We start from the raw sequence: 17,952 nt of genomic DNA on the forward strand, positions 1-17,952 counted from the left end.
CGGTCACTCCTTCCAGTCGGTCGAGGGTTTTTCCCACAGGTTGATCCCGCCTTCCACGGCGTACTGGTCGATGGCAGCCAGCTCCTCGGCGGTGAACGCCAGGTTGTCGAGCGCCGCAACGTTCTCGGTGATCTGCTCGGGCCGGCTGGCACCGATCAAGGCAGAGGTCACCCGTGGGTCACGCAGTGTCCAGGCCAAGGCCAGTTGGGCCAGGCTCTGGCCACGCTGACGGGCGATGTCGTTCAGGGCGCGTGCACGGGCGATGTTGGTTTCCGACAAGTGCCGGGGTAGCAAAGACCCGCCGCCCGCGCGGTTCACCCGGGCGTCGGCCGGGATGCCATTCAGGTATTTGTCGCTGAGCAGGCCCTGCGCCAGCGCTGTGAATACGATCACCCCGGCACCCAAGGCATCCGTGGTGTCGAGCAGATCGCGCTCGATCCAGCGGTTGAACAGGTTGTACGACGGCTGGTGGATCAGCAGCGGCACCTTCAGCTCATCGAGCAATGCGGCAATTTCTGCGGTTTTGCCGGCGGAATAGGACGAGATGCCGATGTACAGCGCCTTGCCCTGGCGCACGATGTCGGCCAGCGCGATGGCCGTTTCTTCCAGCGGCGTGTCGGCATCGAAGCGGTGCGAATAGAAGATGTCGACGTAATCCAGCCCCAGCCTTGCCAGGCTCTGATCCAGGCTGGAGATCAGGTATTTGCGCGAGCTGCCGCCCTGCCCGTATGGCCCCGGCCACATGTCCCAGCCGGCCTTGCTGGAAATGATCAGCTCGTCGCGGTAGCTGCGCAGGTCTTCACGCAGCAGCCGGCCGAAGTTGATCTCGGCGCTGCCATAGGGCGGGCCATAGTTGTTGGCCAGGTCGAAGTGGTTGATGCCGGCATCGAAGGCGGTGTGCAACAAGGCACGCTGCGTGGTGATAGGCGTGGCATCACCAAAGTTGTGCCACAAGCCCAGGGACAGGGCCGGCAGCACCAGGCCACTGCGGCCTACACGTCGGTAAGGCATGCGCGCATAGCGCTCGGGGTTGGCGGTGTAGCTCATGGTTGGTCTCGTTCGGCAAAGTAAGGGTTGGCTGGGCGCTGCAAGCCCAGGTGTTCGCGCAGGGTGTGGCCCTGGTACTGGCGGCGGAACAGCCCACGCTGCTGCAACTCGGGCACTACATAGCGGGCGAAGTCTTCCAGGCCCAGGGGCAGGTGCGGCACGAGCACGTTGAAGCCATCGGCGGCACTGCCTTCGAACCAGGCTTGCAGCTCATCGGCAATCTGCACCGGGGTACCGACCAGGCTGTAGTGCCCTCTCCCACCGGCAATGCGCCGCCCCATTTGGGCCAGGGTCAGCTGATCGTTGCCGGCCAGTTCGGTGAGCAACTGCTGGCGGCTGCGCTGGCCGTCTTCGGTGGGCGGCAAATCGGGCAGCGGGCCATCCAGCGGGTAGCCGGAAAGGTCGAAGTTGCCGAGCATTCGCCCAAGCAGGCCAACCCCGACACGCGGGTCGACCAGCGCCTGGAACTGTTCGTACTTGTCCTCGGCCTGCGCCTGGCTTTGCCCCACTACCACGAACACGCCGGGCATGATCTTCAGCGAATGCTCATCCCGCCCATGGCGGGCCAGTCGGCCCTTGAGGTCGGCGTAAAAGGCCTGTGCGCGTGCCAGGCTGGGCTGGGCGGTGAACACCACTTCGGCGCTTTGGGCCGCCAGCTCGCGGCCGGTTTCGGACGAACCGGCCTGCACCAGCACCGGTCGCCCCTGTGGCGAGCGGGCGACATTGAGCGGGCCTTTGACACGAAAGTGTTCGCCGACATGGTCGATAGCCCGCACGGCTTGCGGGTCGTGGAACAGGCCGCTGGCCTTGTCACGCACAAACGCATCATCGGCCCAGCTGTCCCACAGGCCTTGCACCACTTGCTGGAATTCCCCGGCACGGGCATAGCGTTCGGCGTGCGGGATATGCGCCTGGCGGCCAAAATTGCCGGCTTCGGCGGCAGCGTCGGAGGTGACCATGTTCCAACCGGCACGGCCTGCGGACAGGTGATCCAGCGAGGCGAATTTGCGTGCCACGTGATACGGCTCGTTGTAGCTGGTGGTGGCAGTGGCGATCAGGCCGATGCGTTCGGTGACCGCACTCAACGCCGACAGCAGGGTCAGTGGCTCGAAGTACACCGAGCGGGCGCTGTGGCTGGCCAGCGGGTCACTGGGCGCGGCAACGCTGTCGGCGACGAACAAGGCATCGAAGCAGGCCGCTTCGGCGATGTGTGCGGTGCGCTTGTAGGTGGCGAAATCCAGCGGGTCGGCGGGTACGGCCGGGTGGCGCCAGGCGGCCACATGGTGACCGGTGGCCATGAGGAAGGCACCCAGGTTCATTTGGCGGGGCATGTTGTTCTCCTTGAAAGCTTGATTGGGGCCGCCTTGCGGCCCATCGCCGGCAAGCCACAGGTATCGCTACTCAGAAATCCTTGCGCAGCTGCACGCCGAAGTAGCGTCCGTCATCCCGTGGTACCGAGCGGTAGATGTAGTCACCGCCACTGGCCAGCATCTGCGCATACGACTTGTCGCCCAGATTCTTGCCCAGCAGCGCCACGCGCCAGCCGTCGTTGTAGTCGGCCAGGGCGATGCTGGCGTTCCAGATGCCGTAGGCGCCCTGCACGGTGTCCGGGTTCTGGTCGAGGCTGAACTGCACCGCGTCCTGCCAGCTGTAATCGCTGCTCAGTTCCACATCCAGGCCATTGTCCAGCGGGATTACATAATCGGCGCGTAGGTAGGTCTTCCAGTCCGGCGTGAACGGCAAGCGGCCGCCATCGATGTTGCAACTGGCCGCCGCACCCGCCGGGCAGTTGAAGTGATCGACGCGCGCCTTGGTGTAAGCCACGGCGGTCGACAGCTTCAGACGCGAGGTGGCCTGGAAGCTGGCATCCAGTTCCACCCCCTGGGTCTTGACCTTGCCGGCGTTGACCAGGCGGGTCACCACCTGGTTGGCCACGGTGTCGTAGAAGTTGGCCTGATAGTTGTCGTAGTCGGTGTGGAACACGGCCAGGTTGGCGGTCAGGCGATTGTCCAGCGCCGTGCTTTTCAAACCGATTTCATAGGCATCGGAGGTCTCGGGCTTGAGCGCCTCGGTATCGCGCGGCTGCATGTTGAAGAACACGTTGTAGGCCGGGCCTTTGTAGCCGCGCGAATAGGTGACGTAACCGGTCAGGTTGTCGTTGAAGTCGTATTGCAGGCCGGTCCGCCCGCTCCAGCCGTTCTCATCCACCGAACCCGAGCTGGCGGTAGAGGGCTGAATACCGGCCACAGCAGTGGCCGAGGTGGAGACGCGGCGGTGGTCGTATTCGAGGTCGTCGTGGGTCCAGCGCAGGCCCAAAATGGCACGCAAGTCGTCAGTGAAATTGAAGGTGTTCTCGCCAAACAGCGCGACACTGTCGTTGGTGGTGGAGTAGTCGGCACGGCCACTGTTGGCCACACCGCCGTTGACCGACAGGCGTTGGTAGGTCTCTTTGGACGTGCCATGCATGTAGAAGGCGCCCAGCACATATTCGTTGAACTGCCCTTTGGGCGAGGTCAGGCGAAACTCCTGGCTGTACTGGTCATAGTCCACCGTGCCTTTGTCGTGGGACGCGGTCAGTGGCAGTAAGGCGCGGCGGTCGCCGTCCTGGTACTGGGTGTTGTCCCAGCCGCGCCAGGCGCTGATCGACGTCAGGGTGTAGTCGCCCAGCTGCCAGTCCAGTTGCGCCGACAGCCCCTGGTTCTCGTCCTCGACGTGGGTCTTGAAGTCGCTGTTGATGTCGCGGTTGTGGGCGCTTGGCGTCACCGGACCCAACTGGCTGGCGAAGGCGGCGCTGGCGCTGGTGATCACACCGCTGGGCAGGGTGTCTTCGCCTTTCATGTAGTCGGCGATCAGGGTCAGGCGCACGTCTTCGTTGGGCTCGAACTCCAGTTTGCCGCGGGCGCCTTTGCGCTCGTAGCCATTGACGTCGTGGCCATTGGCAACGTTCTCGACATTACCGTCGTAGTCGCCCCACAAGGTGCTCAACGCCCCCTTGAACTGCTCGCTCAGGCGCCCGCCAATGCCAAAGCGCAGGCGGTTCTCGTCGCCACCACCAAAGTGCGAATAGTCCACATAGCCCTGGGTCTGTTCAGGGATGGCCTTGCTGACCACGTTCAGCACGCCGGCCGAGGCGTTTTTGCCGAACAGTGTGCCCTGCGGCCCGCGCAGCACCTCGATACGTTCCAGGTCGAGCAAATCGAGGGTCGACTGGCCCGGGCGACCGAACACCACACCATCGACCACCGTCGCCACCGTTGGCTCGACGCCCGGCGAAGTGGAAATGGTGCCAACGCCACGGATGAACAGCGAGGTGTCCTTGTTCGAGGCCCCGGCGCGATAGTTGAGGGTAGGCACCTGCTGGACGATGCTGGCCACGCTGTTGCGGTTGTCTCGCTCCAGCTGCTCGCCATCGATCACCGACACTGCCACCGGCACTTCCTGCAATGTGGCTTCGCGGCGTGTGGCTGTCACGGTAACCGCCCCCAGTGCAGTGGCCTGCGCAGCCCCCGTTTCAGCAGGCTCGGCTGCTTGGGCGCCCTGGCCGAAAGCGGCCAGCAGGATGGCTGCGGCCAGCGGCCGGCGTTGCGTAGCGGGAAAAGGTGTACGGTTTTTCTGCATGGTGCTCACTGCCTCGGGAAACCAGACCAGGCCCCCATTTGACGGGGCCGACACGAAGTTGCTGTGGTTGTCTGGTCTCGCTCGTGCGAGTGGCAGGCGCTTGCCAACAGCAGCGCTTGGTAGCGCTAACATTAACAAGTATCTGCGGCCACCGTTTAGCACGTCAAATACTTAAAAGTCAGATTTATATGCGATATAGCTATTTGCCAATCGCGCATCCGTTAGCGCTACCATCGCGCCATTTCCACAGGAGGCAGCCCGGTGAGCCAAGCCAAGGATCCCCCCCGCAAGCGACGCGGCGCAGGCCGTGTCACCCTCGCCGAGGTGGCGCGGGCTGCTGAGGTTTCAGCCATCAGCGTGTCGCGCTACTTCAACCAGCCAGACCAGGTGTCACCGCCGTTGCGTGAACGTATCGAGGCCGCTGTACAGGCGCTGGGCTATGTCCCCAATCTGGTCGCCGGGGGATTGGCCTCGGCGCGCGGGCGCATCGTGGGCATGGTGATCCCGAACATTTCCGGGCCGATCTTCGCCCAGACCATCCAGGCGTTCAGCGATACCCTCAGCCGGCATGGTTACCAGTTGCTGTTGGCGTCCAGCTACTTCAGCGAAGCGCAGGAAGAAAGCGCGGTGCGAGCGTTTCTTGGCTGGTCGCCGGCAGCGTTGGTGGTGACCAGCCATTTCCACAGCCCGGCCACGGAAAAGATGCTGGCCGACGCAGATGTGCCCGTGGTGGAAATATGGGATTACCGCCCGGAGCGGGCGCCCTTGCAAGTAGGTTTCCTTCATCATCAGGTGGGTGTGCAGGCCTGCCGCTACTTGCTGGACAAGGGCCACCGGCGCATCGCGTTCGTGCAAAACAGTGCAGCCGGCGACCTGAGTGCGCTGGAGCGGCGCGACGGCTATGTCGAGGCACTGGGTGAGGCCGGGCTGGAGCCTTGGGTGTTCGTGCCCTCGGCAGACTGCGCGCCGTTCGAGGCGGGCAAGCAGGCGATGGAAACATTGATCCGCCGTAATCCACGGCCCGAGGCGATCATCTTCGCCAATGACAACCTGGCCGCCGGCGCCCTGTTGGCCGGCCAGCGCGCCGGCTTACGCCTGCCAGAAGACATGGCCATTGTCGGCTTTGGTGACTACCCCTTTGCCGACATGCTGCTACCCAGCCTCACCACCCTGCGCCCGCCCTCCCGGGAGATTGGCGAAGTGGCGGCGCTGCGGGTGCTGCAGCACCTGGGTGTGCTGGCGTGTGACGGTGAGGTCCAGCGGCTGAACCTGTTGGCGTGCAAGTTGATTGCCCGCGAGAGCGCGTGATTCAGGGTGCGGCCACCGAGGGTGGCATTGACGCCAAGGCCGCCCCATGCTCTCCTTATGCCTCACGTTCAGGTGCCCCCTAGGGGGTGAAACGGGAAACCGGTGCGTCGCAGGCTCTCCAACAGGGCCGGACAATCCCGGTGCTGCCCCCGCAACGGTAAGCGAGCGAAGCGTCTGTACCACTGTGCCCTTGTAATGCGGCATGGGAAGGTGACGCTTTCCAGGAGCCCTGCTCTTCCTCGCAAGCCCGGAGACCGGCCTGGCGTTCATGAACACCCCGCGGTGGGCGGGCGCTGTTGCATTCCCCTGGGCGACTACGCTCGGGGCTGCCGCGCTTGCCCATTGCCCAAAAAAAGCAGAGGAACGCGTCATGCCCGTCACCAGCGCCAAGCAACACAACCTTGCCACGCCTGTCACCCTCAGCCAGCGCATCGTCATCGCCGTCGGCGCCAGCCTGCTGGGCCTGTGCCTGGTGTACTTTGCCGGCTTCTCGCACATTGAGGCCGTGCACAACGCCGCCCACGACACCCGCCACAGCGCCGCCTTCCCCTGCCACTGAGTACGCCTGATGATCACGCGCATTGCCCGTACCGCGGGCTTCAGCGGGCTGCTTGCGGCCCTGTTGCTGACCTTGCTGCAAAGCTTCTGGGTCGCCCCGCTGATTCTTGAGGCGGAAACCTACGAGTCCTCGGCCCCTGCCGCCCACCACGAGCATGGCAGCGATGTGCCCGCCCATGAGCACAGTGCCGAAGCCTGGTCGCCGGAAGACGGCTGGCAACGTGTGCTGTCCACTACGGGCGGCAACCTGGTGGTCGCGGTCGGCTTTGCCCTGATCCTCGCCGCCCTGTACAGCCTGCGCGAGCCGACGCGCGCCGGGACGGGTGCATGGTGGGGGCTGGCCGGCTTCGCCGTCTTCTGCCTTGCTCCGACCTTGGGCCTGCCACCCGAACTGCCCGGTACGGCAGCGGCCGACCTGGGGCAACGCCAGGCCTGGTGGATCGGCACAGCCAGTGCCACCGCACTGGGCCTGGCCTTGCTGGTGTTCGCTCGTCACTTGCTGCTGAAAGCGCTGGGCGCCGTGCTGCTGGTAATCCCCCATGTGATTGGCGCACCACAACCCGACGTGCATGAAAGCCTGGCCCCCGAAGCACTGGAAACCCAGTTCAAAGTGGCCTCCTGGCTGACCAACGCCGCCTTCTGGCTGGCCTTGGGCCTGCTCAGCGCCTGGCTGTTCCGCCGTTCCAGCCGGGCCTGATGCCGCCCCTCTACGCCGGCTTCGGCTGCCGCCGGGGTTGCCCGGCGGATACCCTGCAACGCTTGCTGGACCAGGCCCTGGACAACCAGGGCCTGGCATTGGCCGACCTGCGCGGTATCGCCAGCATCAGCCTGAAGGCCGACGAACCTGGCTTGCTACAGCTGGCCGAACGCCTCGGTTTGCCCTTGGTGCTGTACCATAGCGTGCAACTGCAACCTTACGAACCCCTGCTCAGCCACCGCTCCGCCGCCGCCCATGCCCACAGCGGCTGCTGGGGTGTGGCCGAGAGCGCGGCACTGGCCATCGCCAGCCAGCACCTTGGCACGGCCAGATTGCTGCTGGCCCGCCAGGTACTGGGCCCGGCGACCCTCGCCCTCGCCGGCTGAGCGCTTCCCCCTCTTTCCTCCAAGGACTTTCCATGACGGTCTATTTCATTGGCGCCGGTCCCGGCGACCCGGAACTGATCACGGTCAAGGGCCAACGGCTGATTCGCCAGTGCCCGGTGATTATCTATGCCGGCTCACTGGTACCCGCCGCCGTACTCGAAGGCCACCAGGCCGAGACCGTGATCAACAGCGCCGAACTGCATCTGGAACAGATTGTCAGCGCCATGCGCACCGCCCACGAACAAGGTAAGGATGTAGCCCGTGTACACAGCGGCGACCCTGGACTGTACGGCGCCATCGGCGAGCAGATCCGCCACCTGCAGGCGCTGGGCATCGATTACCGGATCATCCCCGGGGTCACCGCCACAGCAGCCAGCGCCGCCCTGCTCGGCTGCGAACTGACCCTGCCGCAGGTGGCGCAAACGGTGATCCTCACCCGTTACGGCGACAGCTCGCCCATGCCGCCCGGCGAGCAACTGGGTGACCTGGCGCGCCATGGCAGCACCTTGGCGATTCACCTGGGGGTCAAGCACCTTTCGCGCATTGTCGAAGAGCTGTTGCCGCACTACGGCGCGCACTGCCCGGTAGCGGTGGTGCACCGGGCCACCTGGCCTGACCAGGACTGGGTGCGTGGCAACCTGGGCGACATTGTCGAACGCGTCGCGGCCAAGGCTTTCCGGCGCACAGCATTGATCCTGGTGGGTCATGTGCTGGGGGATACGCCATTCGCCGAGTCGGCCTTGTACCGTGCCGGGCACGCCCACCTGTATCGCCCTGCCGACTGAGCATTGCCAGCCTTGCCGTGGCGTAGCAGACTCCAGGTTCCCGCCTGCCAACAGGAGTTAGGCCCGTGCTGGAATTACGCCCCAACTGCGAGTGCTGCGATACCGACCTGCCCGGCGACAGCCCCGATGCGCTGATCTGCTCCTTTGAATGCACCTTCTGCCGCACCTGTGCCGAAACCCGCTTGCAGGGCCTTTGTCCGAACTGTTCGGGCCAGCTGGTAGCCCGCCCGACGCGTGTCGGCAAGGCATTGGCCAACAACCCCGCCTCGGCCAAGCGCGTGAACCAAGCGCACACTGCCTGCGCCTGACCGACCGAAGAAAACCGGCATCACCGCTTGGACAGGGTGATGTATTTCCTGTTTTTTGTAGGATTCTTCAACAACAAGAGCAGGGACTTTCAACACTTCTATACTCGCCATTACCAAACTTCGGGATTGGCCGTATCTTGCAGCGCTTCCGATTAACCCACTTGCAGACGTATTCCTGAGTGATCCAGGAAGCGGACCACATCCTGACAGGAGTTTTTCTCATGACAACCGTGCTGATCGTCGACGACCACCCTATCGTCCGGCTGTCCTTGCGCATGCTGCTCGAACGCGAGCGCTTCCACGTCGTCGGCGAAGTCGGCAATGGCAGTGAAGTGGCGCAGGTGGCCCGCGACCTGCGCCCGGACGTGGTCATACTCGACATCGGCCTGCCGGGGCTGGACGGCATGGAAGTCATCAAGCGCCTGCAGTGCCTGGAACCGGTGCCGAAGATCATGGTACTGACCGGCCAGGCCACCGACCTGTATGTACGTCGCTGCCTGGATGCCGGTATCGGCGCTTTCGTCACCAAAGAAGAAGACCACGAGGCGCTGCTGTTTGCCCTCAAGGCCCTGACCAAAGGTTATTCGACCTTTCCGCAGATGTCGGTCAACAGCAATTCGTTGGAAAGCGAGCCCGTGCGCCTGGCCAGCCTCTCCAACCGGGAGATGGAGGTACTGCGACGCCTGGCGCGCGGCGAGAACAACAAGAATATCGGCACTTGCATGAACCTCAGCGCCAAGACCATCAGCACCTACCGGGGCCGTATCATGGAAAAGCTCAAGACTGAATCACTGGTGGAAATGGTCGACCTGGCCAAACGCAACAGCGTGTATTGAGCGTTTGCACACCATGAAGCACCTGCTGGCGAGCGTCTTTCTGGCTACCGGCTTACTCGCCTCGGCCGAGCTGTTGGCCAGCAGCGAGCCCCGCCAGTTGCTGGCGCGCTCGGCCAGTGCCGCCGCCCCCCTGGCGTTGTCCAGCGAAGACCGGCAATGGCTGCAGCGCCGCCAGCACCTGGTGCTGGGCAGCTCTCGGCCCGACTATCCACCGTTTGAAATCAACGTCAGTCAGCACGAATACGAAGGCCTTAGCGCCGATTACGCCGGGATTATCGCCGAGCAATTGGGCATTCCCGTCGAGGTACGGCGCTACGACAGCCGCCACGAGGCGATCATCGCCTTACGTGAAGGCAGCATCGACCTGCTGGGCAGTTCGAATGCCTTCGAGGCGGCTGACGCTCAGCTTAGCCTCAGCACCCCCTATGCTGACGACCTCCCGGTCATCGTCACCCGCAAGGGGCACAGCCTGAAAGGCACACCTGACCTCGCCGGCCTGCGCCTGGCCATGGTCGATCATTATCTGCCCGCCGCTGCCGTTCGAACGCTGTACCCCAAAGCGCAACTGAGCCTGTACCGCTCGACCCAAGCCGGGCTGGCAGCCGTCGAGCTAGGTGAGGCGGATGCGTACCTGGGCGATGCCATCAGCACTGACTTCCTGATTGGCAGGAGTTACCAAGGCACGCTCAAGATTGACCACTTCTGCCAGGTAGCCCCAGGGGCTTTCGCCTTTGCCCTGGCCAACGACAACCCACGCATGCATCGGCTGGTCGACAAAGCGCTGGCGCGCATCAGCGAAAGCGAACGCCTGAACATCCTGCGCCGCTGGAGCAGTGGTAACACCAGCCTGCTGCTGCAGCGCCATCTCACGGCCTTGAGCGCAGAAGAAGAGGCCTGGATCGCCGCCAACCCCACCATCCGCGTGCTGGTCAATACCTCGCTGGCCCCCTTGACCTTCAACGACGCTCAGCATCGCCCCAGTGGCATAACCCTCGACCTGCTCAAGCAGATCTCGCTGCGCACAGGGCTGCAGTTCACCCCCGTCGACAGCGCTTCAGCACAGGCCATGGTGGACCGCCTGGCCCGCGGTGAAGCACAAATGATTGGGGCACTGGGCTACGGCGCTGACCGCTTGAAGCAACTGCGCTTCACCCGCCCCTATCTGGTCAGCCCACGCGTGCTCGTCACCCGCAGCGACGTCGAATCTCCCGCACAAGCCAAGGCCATGAACGGCAAGCGCATCGCCCTGGTGCGTGGTTCACCGCAACGGGCCCTGATGCAACAGCGCTATCCGCAGGCAAAGATAGTCGAAGTGGATAACCCGCTCGGTCAGATGGAGGCCGTGGCCAACGGTACCGCCGACGTTGCCCTTAGCAGCCATATCAATGCCGCCTACTACATCAGCCATGTGTTCAAGGACCGCTTGCGCATCGCCAGCGTCCTCGACGACGAACCGGCCATCGCCGCCTTTGCCGTCGCCGCCGACCTGCCCCAGCTACAGGCCATTCTCGACAAGGCGCTGCTAAGCATTCCGCCCGAAGAGCTCGATCAACTGATCAACCGCTGGCGTACCAGCACGCTGGTGAGCGACAGCCCCTGGCGCGACTACCGCACATTGGCCTTGCAGGTGCTGGTGCTGTCGGCCCTGCTGTTGGCTGGCGTCATATTCTGGAACAGCTACCTGCGCAAGCTGATCAACCAGCGCACAGAGGCCCAGCACGCGCTTCAGGCACAGTTGGCGTTGAGCCGCGGGCTGCTTGAGCAATTGCGCCAGGCCAAGGACGACGCCGAACAGGCCAGCCAGACCAAAAGCACGTTCCTGGCCACCATGAGCCACGAAATCCGTACCCCGATGAATGCCGTGATCGGCCTGCTGGAACTGGCACTGGAGGACAGCCGTGGCGGCCGCTGCGACACCCAGCTTTTACAGACCGCCTACGATTCGGCAACCGGCCTGCTTGAGCTGATTGGCGACATTCTCGACATTTCCCGCATAGAATCCGGCCACATCAGCCTGCAGCCAGTACCCACCGATCTGGTAGAGCTGGTGCGCGCCACACTGCGGGTATTCGAGGGCAATGCACGGGCCAAAGGCTTGCACCTGCACGGCGAACTGCCGGCAGAGCCGGTCTGGGTGCTGGCTGACCCGCTGCGGTGCAAGCAAATTCTGTCCAACCTGGTCAGTAACGCCATCAAGTTCACCGATCGCGGTGAAGTGCAGGCGAGCCTGCTACTGCCCAAAGTTGCCGGCCAGGGCATTCTGGCAATCGAGCTGAATGTGCGCGACACCGGTATCGGCATCAGCCCTGTCGACCAGGCCCGGCAGTTCAATGCGTTTGTTCAGGCCGACGGCCCAAGGGCCCGCCAAGGCGCAGGCCTGGGGTTGGTCATCAGCCGCACCCTCGCCGAATTGATGGGCGGCGCCTTGAGCCTGCAGAGCGTGGAAGGCGTCGGCACCCGCGTGCAAGTCTGCCTGCAGCTGCCCACCAGTGCTGCACCGGTACAGGCCGAGCAAGACCCGCCAGCTCATGAAGGCACTAGCGGCCCGCTCAACATTCTGGTGGTCGACGACTACCCCGCCAACCTGTTGTTGCTGGAGCGGCAACTGCATACCCTGGGTCATCGCGTGACCCTGGCGGAAAATGGCGAAATCGCCCTGGCACGCTGGCAGGCAGCGCGCTTCGACCTGGTGATTACCGATTGCAGCATGCCGGTCATGGACGGCCACGAACTGACCCGGCGCATTCGCAGCCTGGAGGGTGAGCGCAGCCTGCCAGCGTGCAGGATTCTCGGCGTGACCGCCAATGCCCAGGCCGAGGAGCGCGCCCGCTGCCTGGCCAGCGGCATGGACGAATGCCTGTTCAAGCCGATTGGCCTACGTTCGCTAAAGGCCCATCTGCCCCAGGTCCGCCCTCAGCAACAAAAAACACCGACCACACGCCATAGCGGGTTCGACCTGGCTGAACTGCGCCACCTGACCCAGGACGACGAACAGCTGACGCGGCATTTGCTCGAACAACTGTCGGTAAGCGTCGCCGAAGACCTGGCCGACTTGCGTGCCCTGGCACCAGACGCCGCCGACGAGGCCGTGCGGGCCCTGGCCCATCGCATCAAGGGTGGCGCCAAGATGATCAGGGTGCGCACCGTGGTCAAGGACTGCGAAGCCATCGAGCTCGCCCACGCACAGGGGCTGCCGACGGTCGAGCAGCGCGCGCTGCTGCAAACCAGCCTGCAAGCCCTGCTTGACGAAATGCGCGATGCGCTCAGTGCAATTGCAGCGTCGAGCTGATCTGGCTGATGGCATCCACCACGTGACGTGAGCCTTGCTGGATTTCCATGATCACCGTACCTGCTTCGTTGGCCAACGCCACCCCGTGACCGGTGCGATTCAGACTCGACTGCATGCTGGCTACCGCCAGTAGCGACAGGTCGTGGTTTTGCCGCACCACATCGACAATCTCCAGGGTGGCCTTGCTGGTTCGCGCCGCCAGGTTACGCACCTCATCGGCCACTACCGCAAAGCCTCGCCCGTGCTCGCCGGCACGGGCGGCTTCGATCGCGGCATTCAGGGCCAGCAGGTTGGTCTGGTCGGCGATGCCGCGAATGGTCAGCACGATCTGCCCGATCACATCCGATTGCTTGCTGACCGCATCGATGCTGCGTGCGGCATCGTTAAGCTCCTGGGAAATCTGTTCGATCACCTGCACCGTCTGCTGCACCACTTCTGTGCCCTTGCGCGCGCAGGCGTCGGTCTGCATGGAACTGGCATGGGCAGCATCGGCGGCGTTCTGCTGGGTGCAGACCTGGCGGGTAATGTCACTGGCGAACTTCACGACCTTGTTCAAGCGCCCCTTGCTGTCGAAAATGGGGTTGTAGGAGGCTTCCAGATAGACCATTTGCCCCTGCTTGTTGATACGCTCGAAACGGTGCGAATGGTATTCGCCACGGTTAAGCGACGCCCAGAACTCGCGGTACTCGGCCGACTCGCGTTCGTGCGGTAGGCAGAACAGACCATGATGACGGCCAACCACCTCGTCGAGGCGATAGCCCATGGTGTCGAGGAAGTTCTGGTTGGCTTTGATCACCCGGCCCTGGGGGGTGAATTCGATCACCGCCATGGAGCGGCTGATGGCCTTGAGCAGGTTTTCGCTTTCATGCTCCTGCACCACCCGCTGGCTGATGTCGGCGGCCACCTTGATCACGCTGGTAACCTGACGCTGCTCGTCCAGCACCGGCATGTAGCTGGCCTCAAGCCACACCTCGCGCCCGGCCTTGTCAAGGCGCTCGAAGGTACCGCTGATAGCCTTGCCCTGCCCCAGTTCACGCCACAGCTGTTGGTATTCGGCACTTTTTGCGTAGTCTGGCTCGCAGAACAACCGGTGGTGCTTGCCACGCAACTCGTCAACGCTGTAACCCATGGCCTGGCAGAAACGCTCATTGGCATCGAGAATGGTGCCATCGGGAGCGAATTCGATCATCGCCATGGAGCGGCTGATAGCGGCGAGTTTGGCCTGTGCGGTGGCCAAAGCCTTTTGGCTGCGCTGGATCTCGACCAAATCGGACTTACGGTGGAAATCGAACATGACGCCGGGCTCCTTTATGCGCGGTTTCATGAGCATAGATCGCCATCATTAGCATGCAAGCACAGTGCTATCACTTTGTAATTACTACATTCTTTAAATTACCACCATTCCTGTGGGAGCGGGTTCACCCGCGAAGAAGGCAACGCGACATATGGCACCGGCTGCACCGGTGTTCGCGGGTAGACCCGCTCCCACAGGGGGTAGAAGTCAGGAGCTCTCCCGCACCATCAACTCAAAGCCCAAGTCCTGCTGCGCGTTCGGCACCCGCTTGCCATCGAGCAACGCCAGCAACGCCTGCGCCGCCCCACGCCCCACAGCAGCCCGAGGCGTGCGAATCGAGGTCAGCCGCGGCACCATGTGCGCCGAGGCCGGCAAATCGTTGAACCCGACCATTGCCACCTGGCGTGGTACCTCCACCCCCTGGCGCAAGGCCTGCAGCACCGCGCCTTGGGCCAGGTCGTCGTTACAGAAGAAAATACCGTCGACATCCGGCGCCTTATGCATCAGTTGGCTGAACAGTGCACTGCCCAGTGCAATCGATGAAGGTTCCGGCGCCAGTACCTCCAGCTCGGTCGCCTGCAAACCGGCCTCGGCCAGCGCCTGGCGGAAACCTTCGGCCCGCTGCATCACCCGTGGGTCAAGCTGCGCGGCAATGAATGCCAGGCGCTTGCGACCGCGCTTGATCAAGTGCCGGGCAGCAGCACGCCCGGCCTGCTGTTGCGAAAACCCGACCGACAATGCCCCAGGCTCGCCGTTGAGCTCCATCATGTGCACACAAGGCACACCACTGGCGGCCAGCATCTGGCGCGCCGCATCGCTGCGCTCGAAGCCGGTCAGCAGCATGCCGCAGGGCTGATAGGCCAGGTAGTTACGGATCAGGTTCTCTTCTTCGGCAAGGTCGTAGTGATAGTTGCCGATCAACACCTCAAGCCCACGCGGGCGCATGACCTCGTGGATGGCTTCCAGGGTATCGATGAACAGCTGGTTGGACAGTGAAGGGATCAACACCACCACCGACTGGCTACGCGCCGAGGCCAGCGCCCGGGCCGCCGGGTTGGCGACATAGCCAAGGGTTGCCGCTGCGGCGATAACCTTTTCCACCAGCTCCGGCGCAACCGTGCTGACCCCGCGCAAGGCGCGCGAAGCGGTAATCGGGGAAACCCCGGAAAGCCTGGCAACTTCTGCCAGGGTGGGACGACCTGTAGTGCGGGAGCCGGTGCGGGACATGGATGTTGTAATTTTACTACTTGCAAGGAGAAGGAACGGCCACTAAGGTAGCGCTGTCTCAGGACGCAGGCAATGTAATCTTTGGTAGCAGCCATCACGCGCTCGCCACCAGGCGTCCATACTGCGTAGGGACAAGACCAATAACACCGGGGAGGTGGCTGTTCGTCGATGACGAGACAGCGCTATCTCACCCCGCAGGAGGTACTGATGAATTCTCCCCTGTCCGCCATCGTGGTGATGGGCGTGGCCGGTTGCGGCAAAAGCTGCATCGGCGCCGCCATCGCTGCCAGAAGCGGCGGCCGCCTGATCGAAGGCGACGCTTTCCACCCTGCCGAAAACATCCGCAAGATGAGCGCTGGCATCCCGCTGGACGATGGCGACCGCGCCGGCTGGCTGGTACGCCTCGGTCAGGAGCTGCAGGCCACCACCCAGGCTGGGGAGCGCCCGATTCTGACCTGCTCGGCACTCAAGCGCCGCTACCGCGACACCCTGCGCGATGCCATGCCCGGGCTGGTGTTCGTGTTCCTCGAACTGTCACCGGCCGAGGCGGAAAAACGCGTGCGGGCCCGCCCCGGTCACTTCATGCCGGCCAGCCTGATCGACAGCCAGTTCGCTGCCCTGGAATCGCCACGCGGCGAGCCACTGACCCTGCCACTGGATGCTACCCAACCCGTCGAAGCGCTTGCCGAAGCGGTGGACCGCTGGCTAAAGCGCTGCGGTGAGCAGGGGCTGGCGCAAACCGCCTGACCCTGGCGGTTTTCCGGCTCACCAAAGACAGCGCTACCCCAACCTGCAAACGCGGGAAAAGTTCCAAAAAGCTACGCCCAAAACAACGATAAGACCGAGGCCTTCAAACCATGTTCGGACTGGCTACTGATACCTTCCTGCTGCTCGACGCGCTGGTTACCATCGTCGGGCTGATCCTGCTGATCACCCACTTCAAAGTGCACCCCTTCGTCGCCCTTACCCTCGCGGCCGGCTTCCTGGGCCTGACCTCCGGCATGCCGGTGGCCAAGGTCATGAAATCGTTCCAGGACGGTTTTGGTGGCGTGCTGGGCTTTGTCGGCATCGTGCTTGCCCTGGGCACTATGCTCGGCAAGCTGATGGCCGACTCCGGGGGCGCCGACCAGATCGCGCAAACCCTCATCCGCGCCTTCGGCAAGAAGAACGTGCACTGGGCCATGATGTTCGCCGCGTTCCTGGTGGGCATACCGCTGTTCTTCGAAATCGGCTTCGTGTTGCTGATTCCGCTGGTGTTCATCGTTGCCCGCCGCTCCGGGGTGTCGCTGGTGAAGATCGGCATTCCGCTGCTGGCCGGCCTTTCCGTGGTACACGGCCTGGTCCCGCCACACCCGGGCCCGCTGCTGGCGATCGGCATTTTCCACGCTGACATCGGCAAGACCATCTTCTACGGTCTGATCGTCGCACTGCCCACCGCGATCATCGCTGGCCCGCTGTTTGGTAACTTCATTTCCCGCTACATCCCGGGCAACCCGTCGCAGGAACTGATGGACCAGATCGCCAAGGACTCCGACCAGGGCAACCTGCCCAGTTTCAGCATCACCCTCATCACCGTACTGCTGCCAGTCGCGTTGATGCTGCTGAAAACCTTCGCCGACGTGGTGCTGCCGGCCGAGCACATCGTGCGCCAGTGGATGGACCTGATCGGCCACCCGATCACCGCCCTGCTCGCCGCCCTGTTGCTGGCCTTCTACACCTTTGGTTCGGCTCGCGGCTTCAACCGCCAGCAGATCATGAAGATGCTCGACCAGAGCCTGGCCCCCACTGCAGCCATCGTGCTGATCGTGGGTGCTGGCGGTGGCTTCAAGCAGATGCTGGTGGACACCGGCGTGGGCAACGTGATCGGGCAGATGGCCGTGCAGGCGGAAATTTCACCCATCCTGCTAGCCTGGCTGGTGGCTGCGGTGATCCGCATCGCTACCGGCTCCGCCACGGTGGCCACCATTACCGGTGCGGGCATCGTTGCGCCGGTGATCGACCTAGTGCCGGGGGTGAACCGTGAGCTGTTGGTACTGGCCACCGGTGCCGGCTCGCTGATCCTCTCGCATGTGAACGACGCCGGGTTCTGGCTGGTGAAGCAATACTTCAACATGACCGTGGCAGAAACCTTCAAGACCTGGAGCATGATGGAGACCATTCTCTCGGTGGTCGGCATCATCTTCATCATGCTGTTGTCGCTGGTGGTGTAACCGTTGATCGGGGCAATGGCACCTGGATGCGTCGGGTAGGGCCGAAGGAAGGTATGAGCCCTACCCAACGCAATGGAGACTGCTATGCCCCGCACAAGCATCCTGCTGATCGCCCTGCTCGGTTCGCCGCTGGCCTTGGCCGCCGGCACCGGCCCGACCTACCCTGACGACCCGCACAGCACTGCGCCAAGGCCAGGCGTGGACAGCACCCTCAACCCGATCGAGAAGCCCGTGCCGCGGGATACCGACCCGCGCATCAAGGGCAACGACCCGGACAGCCCGCCGGCAGAGCTGAATGACAACCGTGACCTGCCGGGAATGGAGGGCAGCGGCCAGGAGGGCACTCGCCGGCAAGATGGCGCAGCTGACGATAGCCAGCACTAGACACC

The 17,952-nt window shown here is 63.6% G+C and carries 16 protein-coding genes, 1 pseudogene and 1 riboswitch; of the genes and pseudogenes, 11 read left to right on the forward strand and 6 right to left on the reverse strand.

Annotation, left to right across the window (positions count from 1 at the left end; genetic code table 11):
• Positions 1-3: 3 nt before the first annotated feature.
• The 3 genes from mgrA to ACF8R4_RS16445 all read right to left on the reverse strand — a co-directional run bounded on the left by mgrA (position 4) and on the right by ACF8R4_RS16445 (position 4,665).
• Positions 4-1,047: an L-glyceraldehyde 3-phosphate reductase gene (gene mgrA, locus ACF8R4_RS16435; RefSeq protein ID WP_060499894.1), complete on the reverse strand. Its 1,044-nt coding sequence runs from the start codon at positions 1,045-1,047 to the stop codon at positions 4-6.
• A complete protein-coding gene (locus ACF8R4_RS16440; protein WP_392492927.1) occupies positions 1,044-2,378 on the reverse strand; it encodes an LLM class flavin-dependent oxidoreductase in 1,335 nt (444 codons plus the stop codon). Before ACF8R4_RS16440 ends, mgrA begins: the two co-directional genes overlap by 4 nt.
• A gap of 70 nt (positions 2,379-2,448) precedes the next feature.
• Positions 2,449-4,665, reverse strand: a complete 2,217-nt coding sequence (locus tag ACF8R4_RS16445; RefSeq protein ID WP_392492929.1) for a TonB-dependent receptor — start codon at positions 4,663-4,665, stop codon at positions 2,449-2,451.
• Positions 4,666-4,926: 261 nt separating this feature from the next.
• Between ACF8R4_RS16445 and ACF8R4_RS16450 the strand changes: the two genes are divergently transcribed.
• The 8 genes from ACF8R4_RS16450 to ACF8R4_RS16485 all read left to right on the forward strand — a co-directional run bounded on the left by ACF8R4_RS16450 (position 4,927) and on the right by ACF8R4_RS16485 (position 12,832).
• Positions 4,927-5,973, forward strand: a complete 1,047-nt coding sequence (locus tag ACF8R4_RS16450; protein WP_060499891.1) for a LacI family DNA-binding transcriptional regulator — start codon at positions 4,927-4,929, stop codon at positions 5,971-5,973.
• Positions 5,974-6,026: 53 nt separating this feature from the next.
• Positions 6,027-6,251: riboswitch (cobalamin riboswitch) on the forward strand.
• Between the two features lie 92 nt (positions 6,252-6,343).
• Positions 6,344-6,532, forward strand: a complete 189-nt coding sequence (locus tag ACF8R4_RS16455; protein ID WP_060499890.1) for a CbtB domain-containing protein — start codon at positions 6,344-6,346, stop codon at positions 6,530-6,532.
• Positions 6,533-6,541: 9 nt separating this feature from the next.
• Positions 6,542-7,228: a CbtA family protein gene (locus tag ACF8R4_RS16460; protein WP_200929378.1), complete on the forward strand. Its 687-nt coding sequence runs from the start codon at positions 6,542-6,544 to the stop codon at positions 7,226-7,228.
• Positions 7,228-7,614, forward strand: coding sequence for a cobalamin biosynthesis protein (locus ACF8R4_RS16465; protein WP_156866923.1), 387 nt, complete (start codon positions 7,228-7,230; stop codon positions 7,612-7,614). The genes ACF8R4_RS16460 and ACF8R4_RS16465 overlap by 1 nt, the downstream gene beginning before the upstream one ends.
• Before the next feature lie 32 nt (positions 7,615-7,646).
• Complete coding sequence (gene cobM / locus ACF8R4_RS16470; protein ID WP_164524561.1) at positions 7,647-8,399, forward strand: precorrin-4 C(11)-methyltransferase; 753 nt, start codon at positions 7,647-7,649, stop codon at positions 8,397-8,399.
• Between the two features lie 65 nt (positions 8,400-8,464).
• Positions 8,465-8,707: a DUF1272 domain-containing protein gene (locus tag ACF8R4_RS16475; RefSeq protein WP_200929379.1), complete on the forward strand. Its 243-nt coding sequence runs from the start codon at positions 8,465-8,467 to the stop codon at positions 8,705-8,707.
• Between the two features lie 221 nt (positions 8,708-8,928).
• Entirely contained in the window at positions 8,929-9,543 is a 615-nt protein-coding gene (locus ACF8R4_RS16480; RefSeq protein WP_060499885.1) for a response regulator transcription factor, read from the forward strand.
• Positions 9,544-9,556: 13 nt separating this feature from the next.
• A complete protein-coding gene (locus tag ACF8R4_RS16485) occupies positions 9,557-12,832 on the forward strand; it encodes a transporter substrate-binding domain-containing protein (protein ID WP_392492933.1) in 3,276 nt (1,091 codons plus the stop codon).
• On the opposite strand, the gene ACF8R4_RS16490 is transcribed toward ACF8R4_RS16485, so the two are convergent.
• From ACF8R4_RS16490 to ACF8R4_RS16500, 3 genes and pseudogenes are all read right to left on the reverse strand, one after another.
• The gene (locus ACF8R4_RS16490) at positions 12,807-13,301 is read right to left on the reverse strand and encodes a methyl-accepting chemotaxis protein (RefSeq protein WP_371105382.1); all 495 of its coding nucleotides are present in this window, start codon (positions 13,299-13,301) and stop codon (positions 12,807-12,809) included. The genes ACF8R4_RS16485 and ACF8R4_RS16490 overlap by 26 nt on opposite strands.
• A 39-nt stretch (positions 13,302-13,340) precedes the next feature.
• Positions 13,341-14,162: pseudogene (locus ACF8R4_RS16495) on the reverse strand (PAS domain-containing protein); the annotation flags it as partial.
• Between the two features lie 171 nt (positions 14,163-14,333).
• Positions 14,334-15,353, reverse strand: coding sequence for a LacI family DNA-binding transcriptional regulator (locus tag ACF8R4_RS16500; RefSeq protein ID WP_060499882.1), 1,020 nt, complete (start codon positions 15,351-15,353; stop codon positions 14,334-14,336).
• Between the two features lie 207 nt (positions 15,354-15,560).
• Here ACF8R4_RS16500 and ACF8R4_RS16505 point away from each other — a divergent pair, with 207 nt between their 5' ends.
• The 3 genes from ACF8R4_RS16505 (at position 15,561) to ACF8R4_RS16515 (ending at position 17,947) form a co-directional block, all read left to right on the forward strand.
• On the forward strand, positions 15,561-16,100 hold the full coding sequence (locus ACF8R4_RS16505) for a gluconokinase (RefSeq protein ID WP_060499881.1): 540 nt from the start codon (positions 15,561-15,563) through the stop codon (positions 16,098-16,100).
• Positions 16,101-16,210: 110 nt separating this feature from the next.
• The gene (locus ACF8R4_RS16510) at positions 16,211-17,563 is read left to right on the forward strand and encodes a GntP family permease (protein WP_060499880.1); all 1,353 of its coding nucleotides are present in this window, start codon (positions 16,211-16,213) and stop codon (positions 17,561-17,563) included.
• A gap of 84 nt (positions 17,564-17,647) precedes the next feature.
• Positions 17,648-17,947 carry a hypothetical protein gene (locus ACF8R4_RS16515; RefSeq protein ID WP_060499879.1) on the forward strand — a complete coding sequence of 100 codons (300 nt, stop codon included), beginning with the start codon at positions 17,648-17,650 and terminating at the stop codon, positions 17,945-17,947.
• Positions 17,948-17,952 lie beyond the last annotated feature (5 nt).

The sequence above is a fragment of the Pseudomonas sp. FYR_2 genome, from assembly GCF_043106425.1.
Classification (GTDB): domain Bacteria; phylum Pseudomonadota; class Gammaproteobacteria; order Pseudomonadales; family Pseudomonadaceae; genus Aquipseudomonas; species Aquipseudomonas monteilii.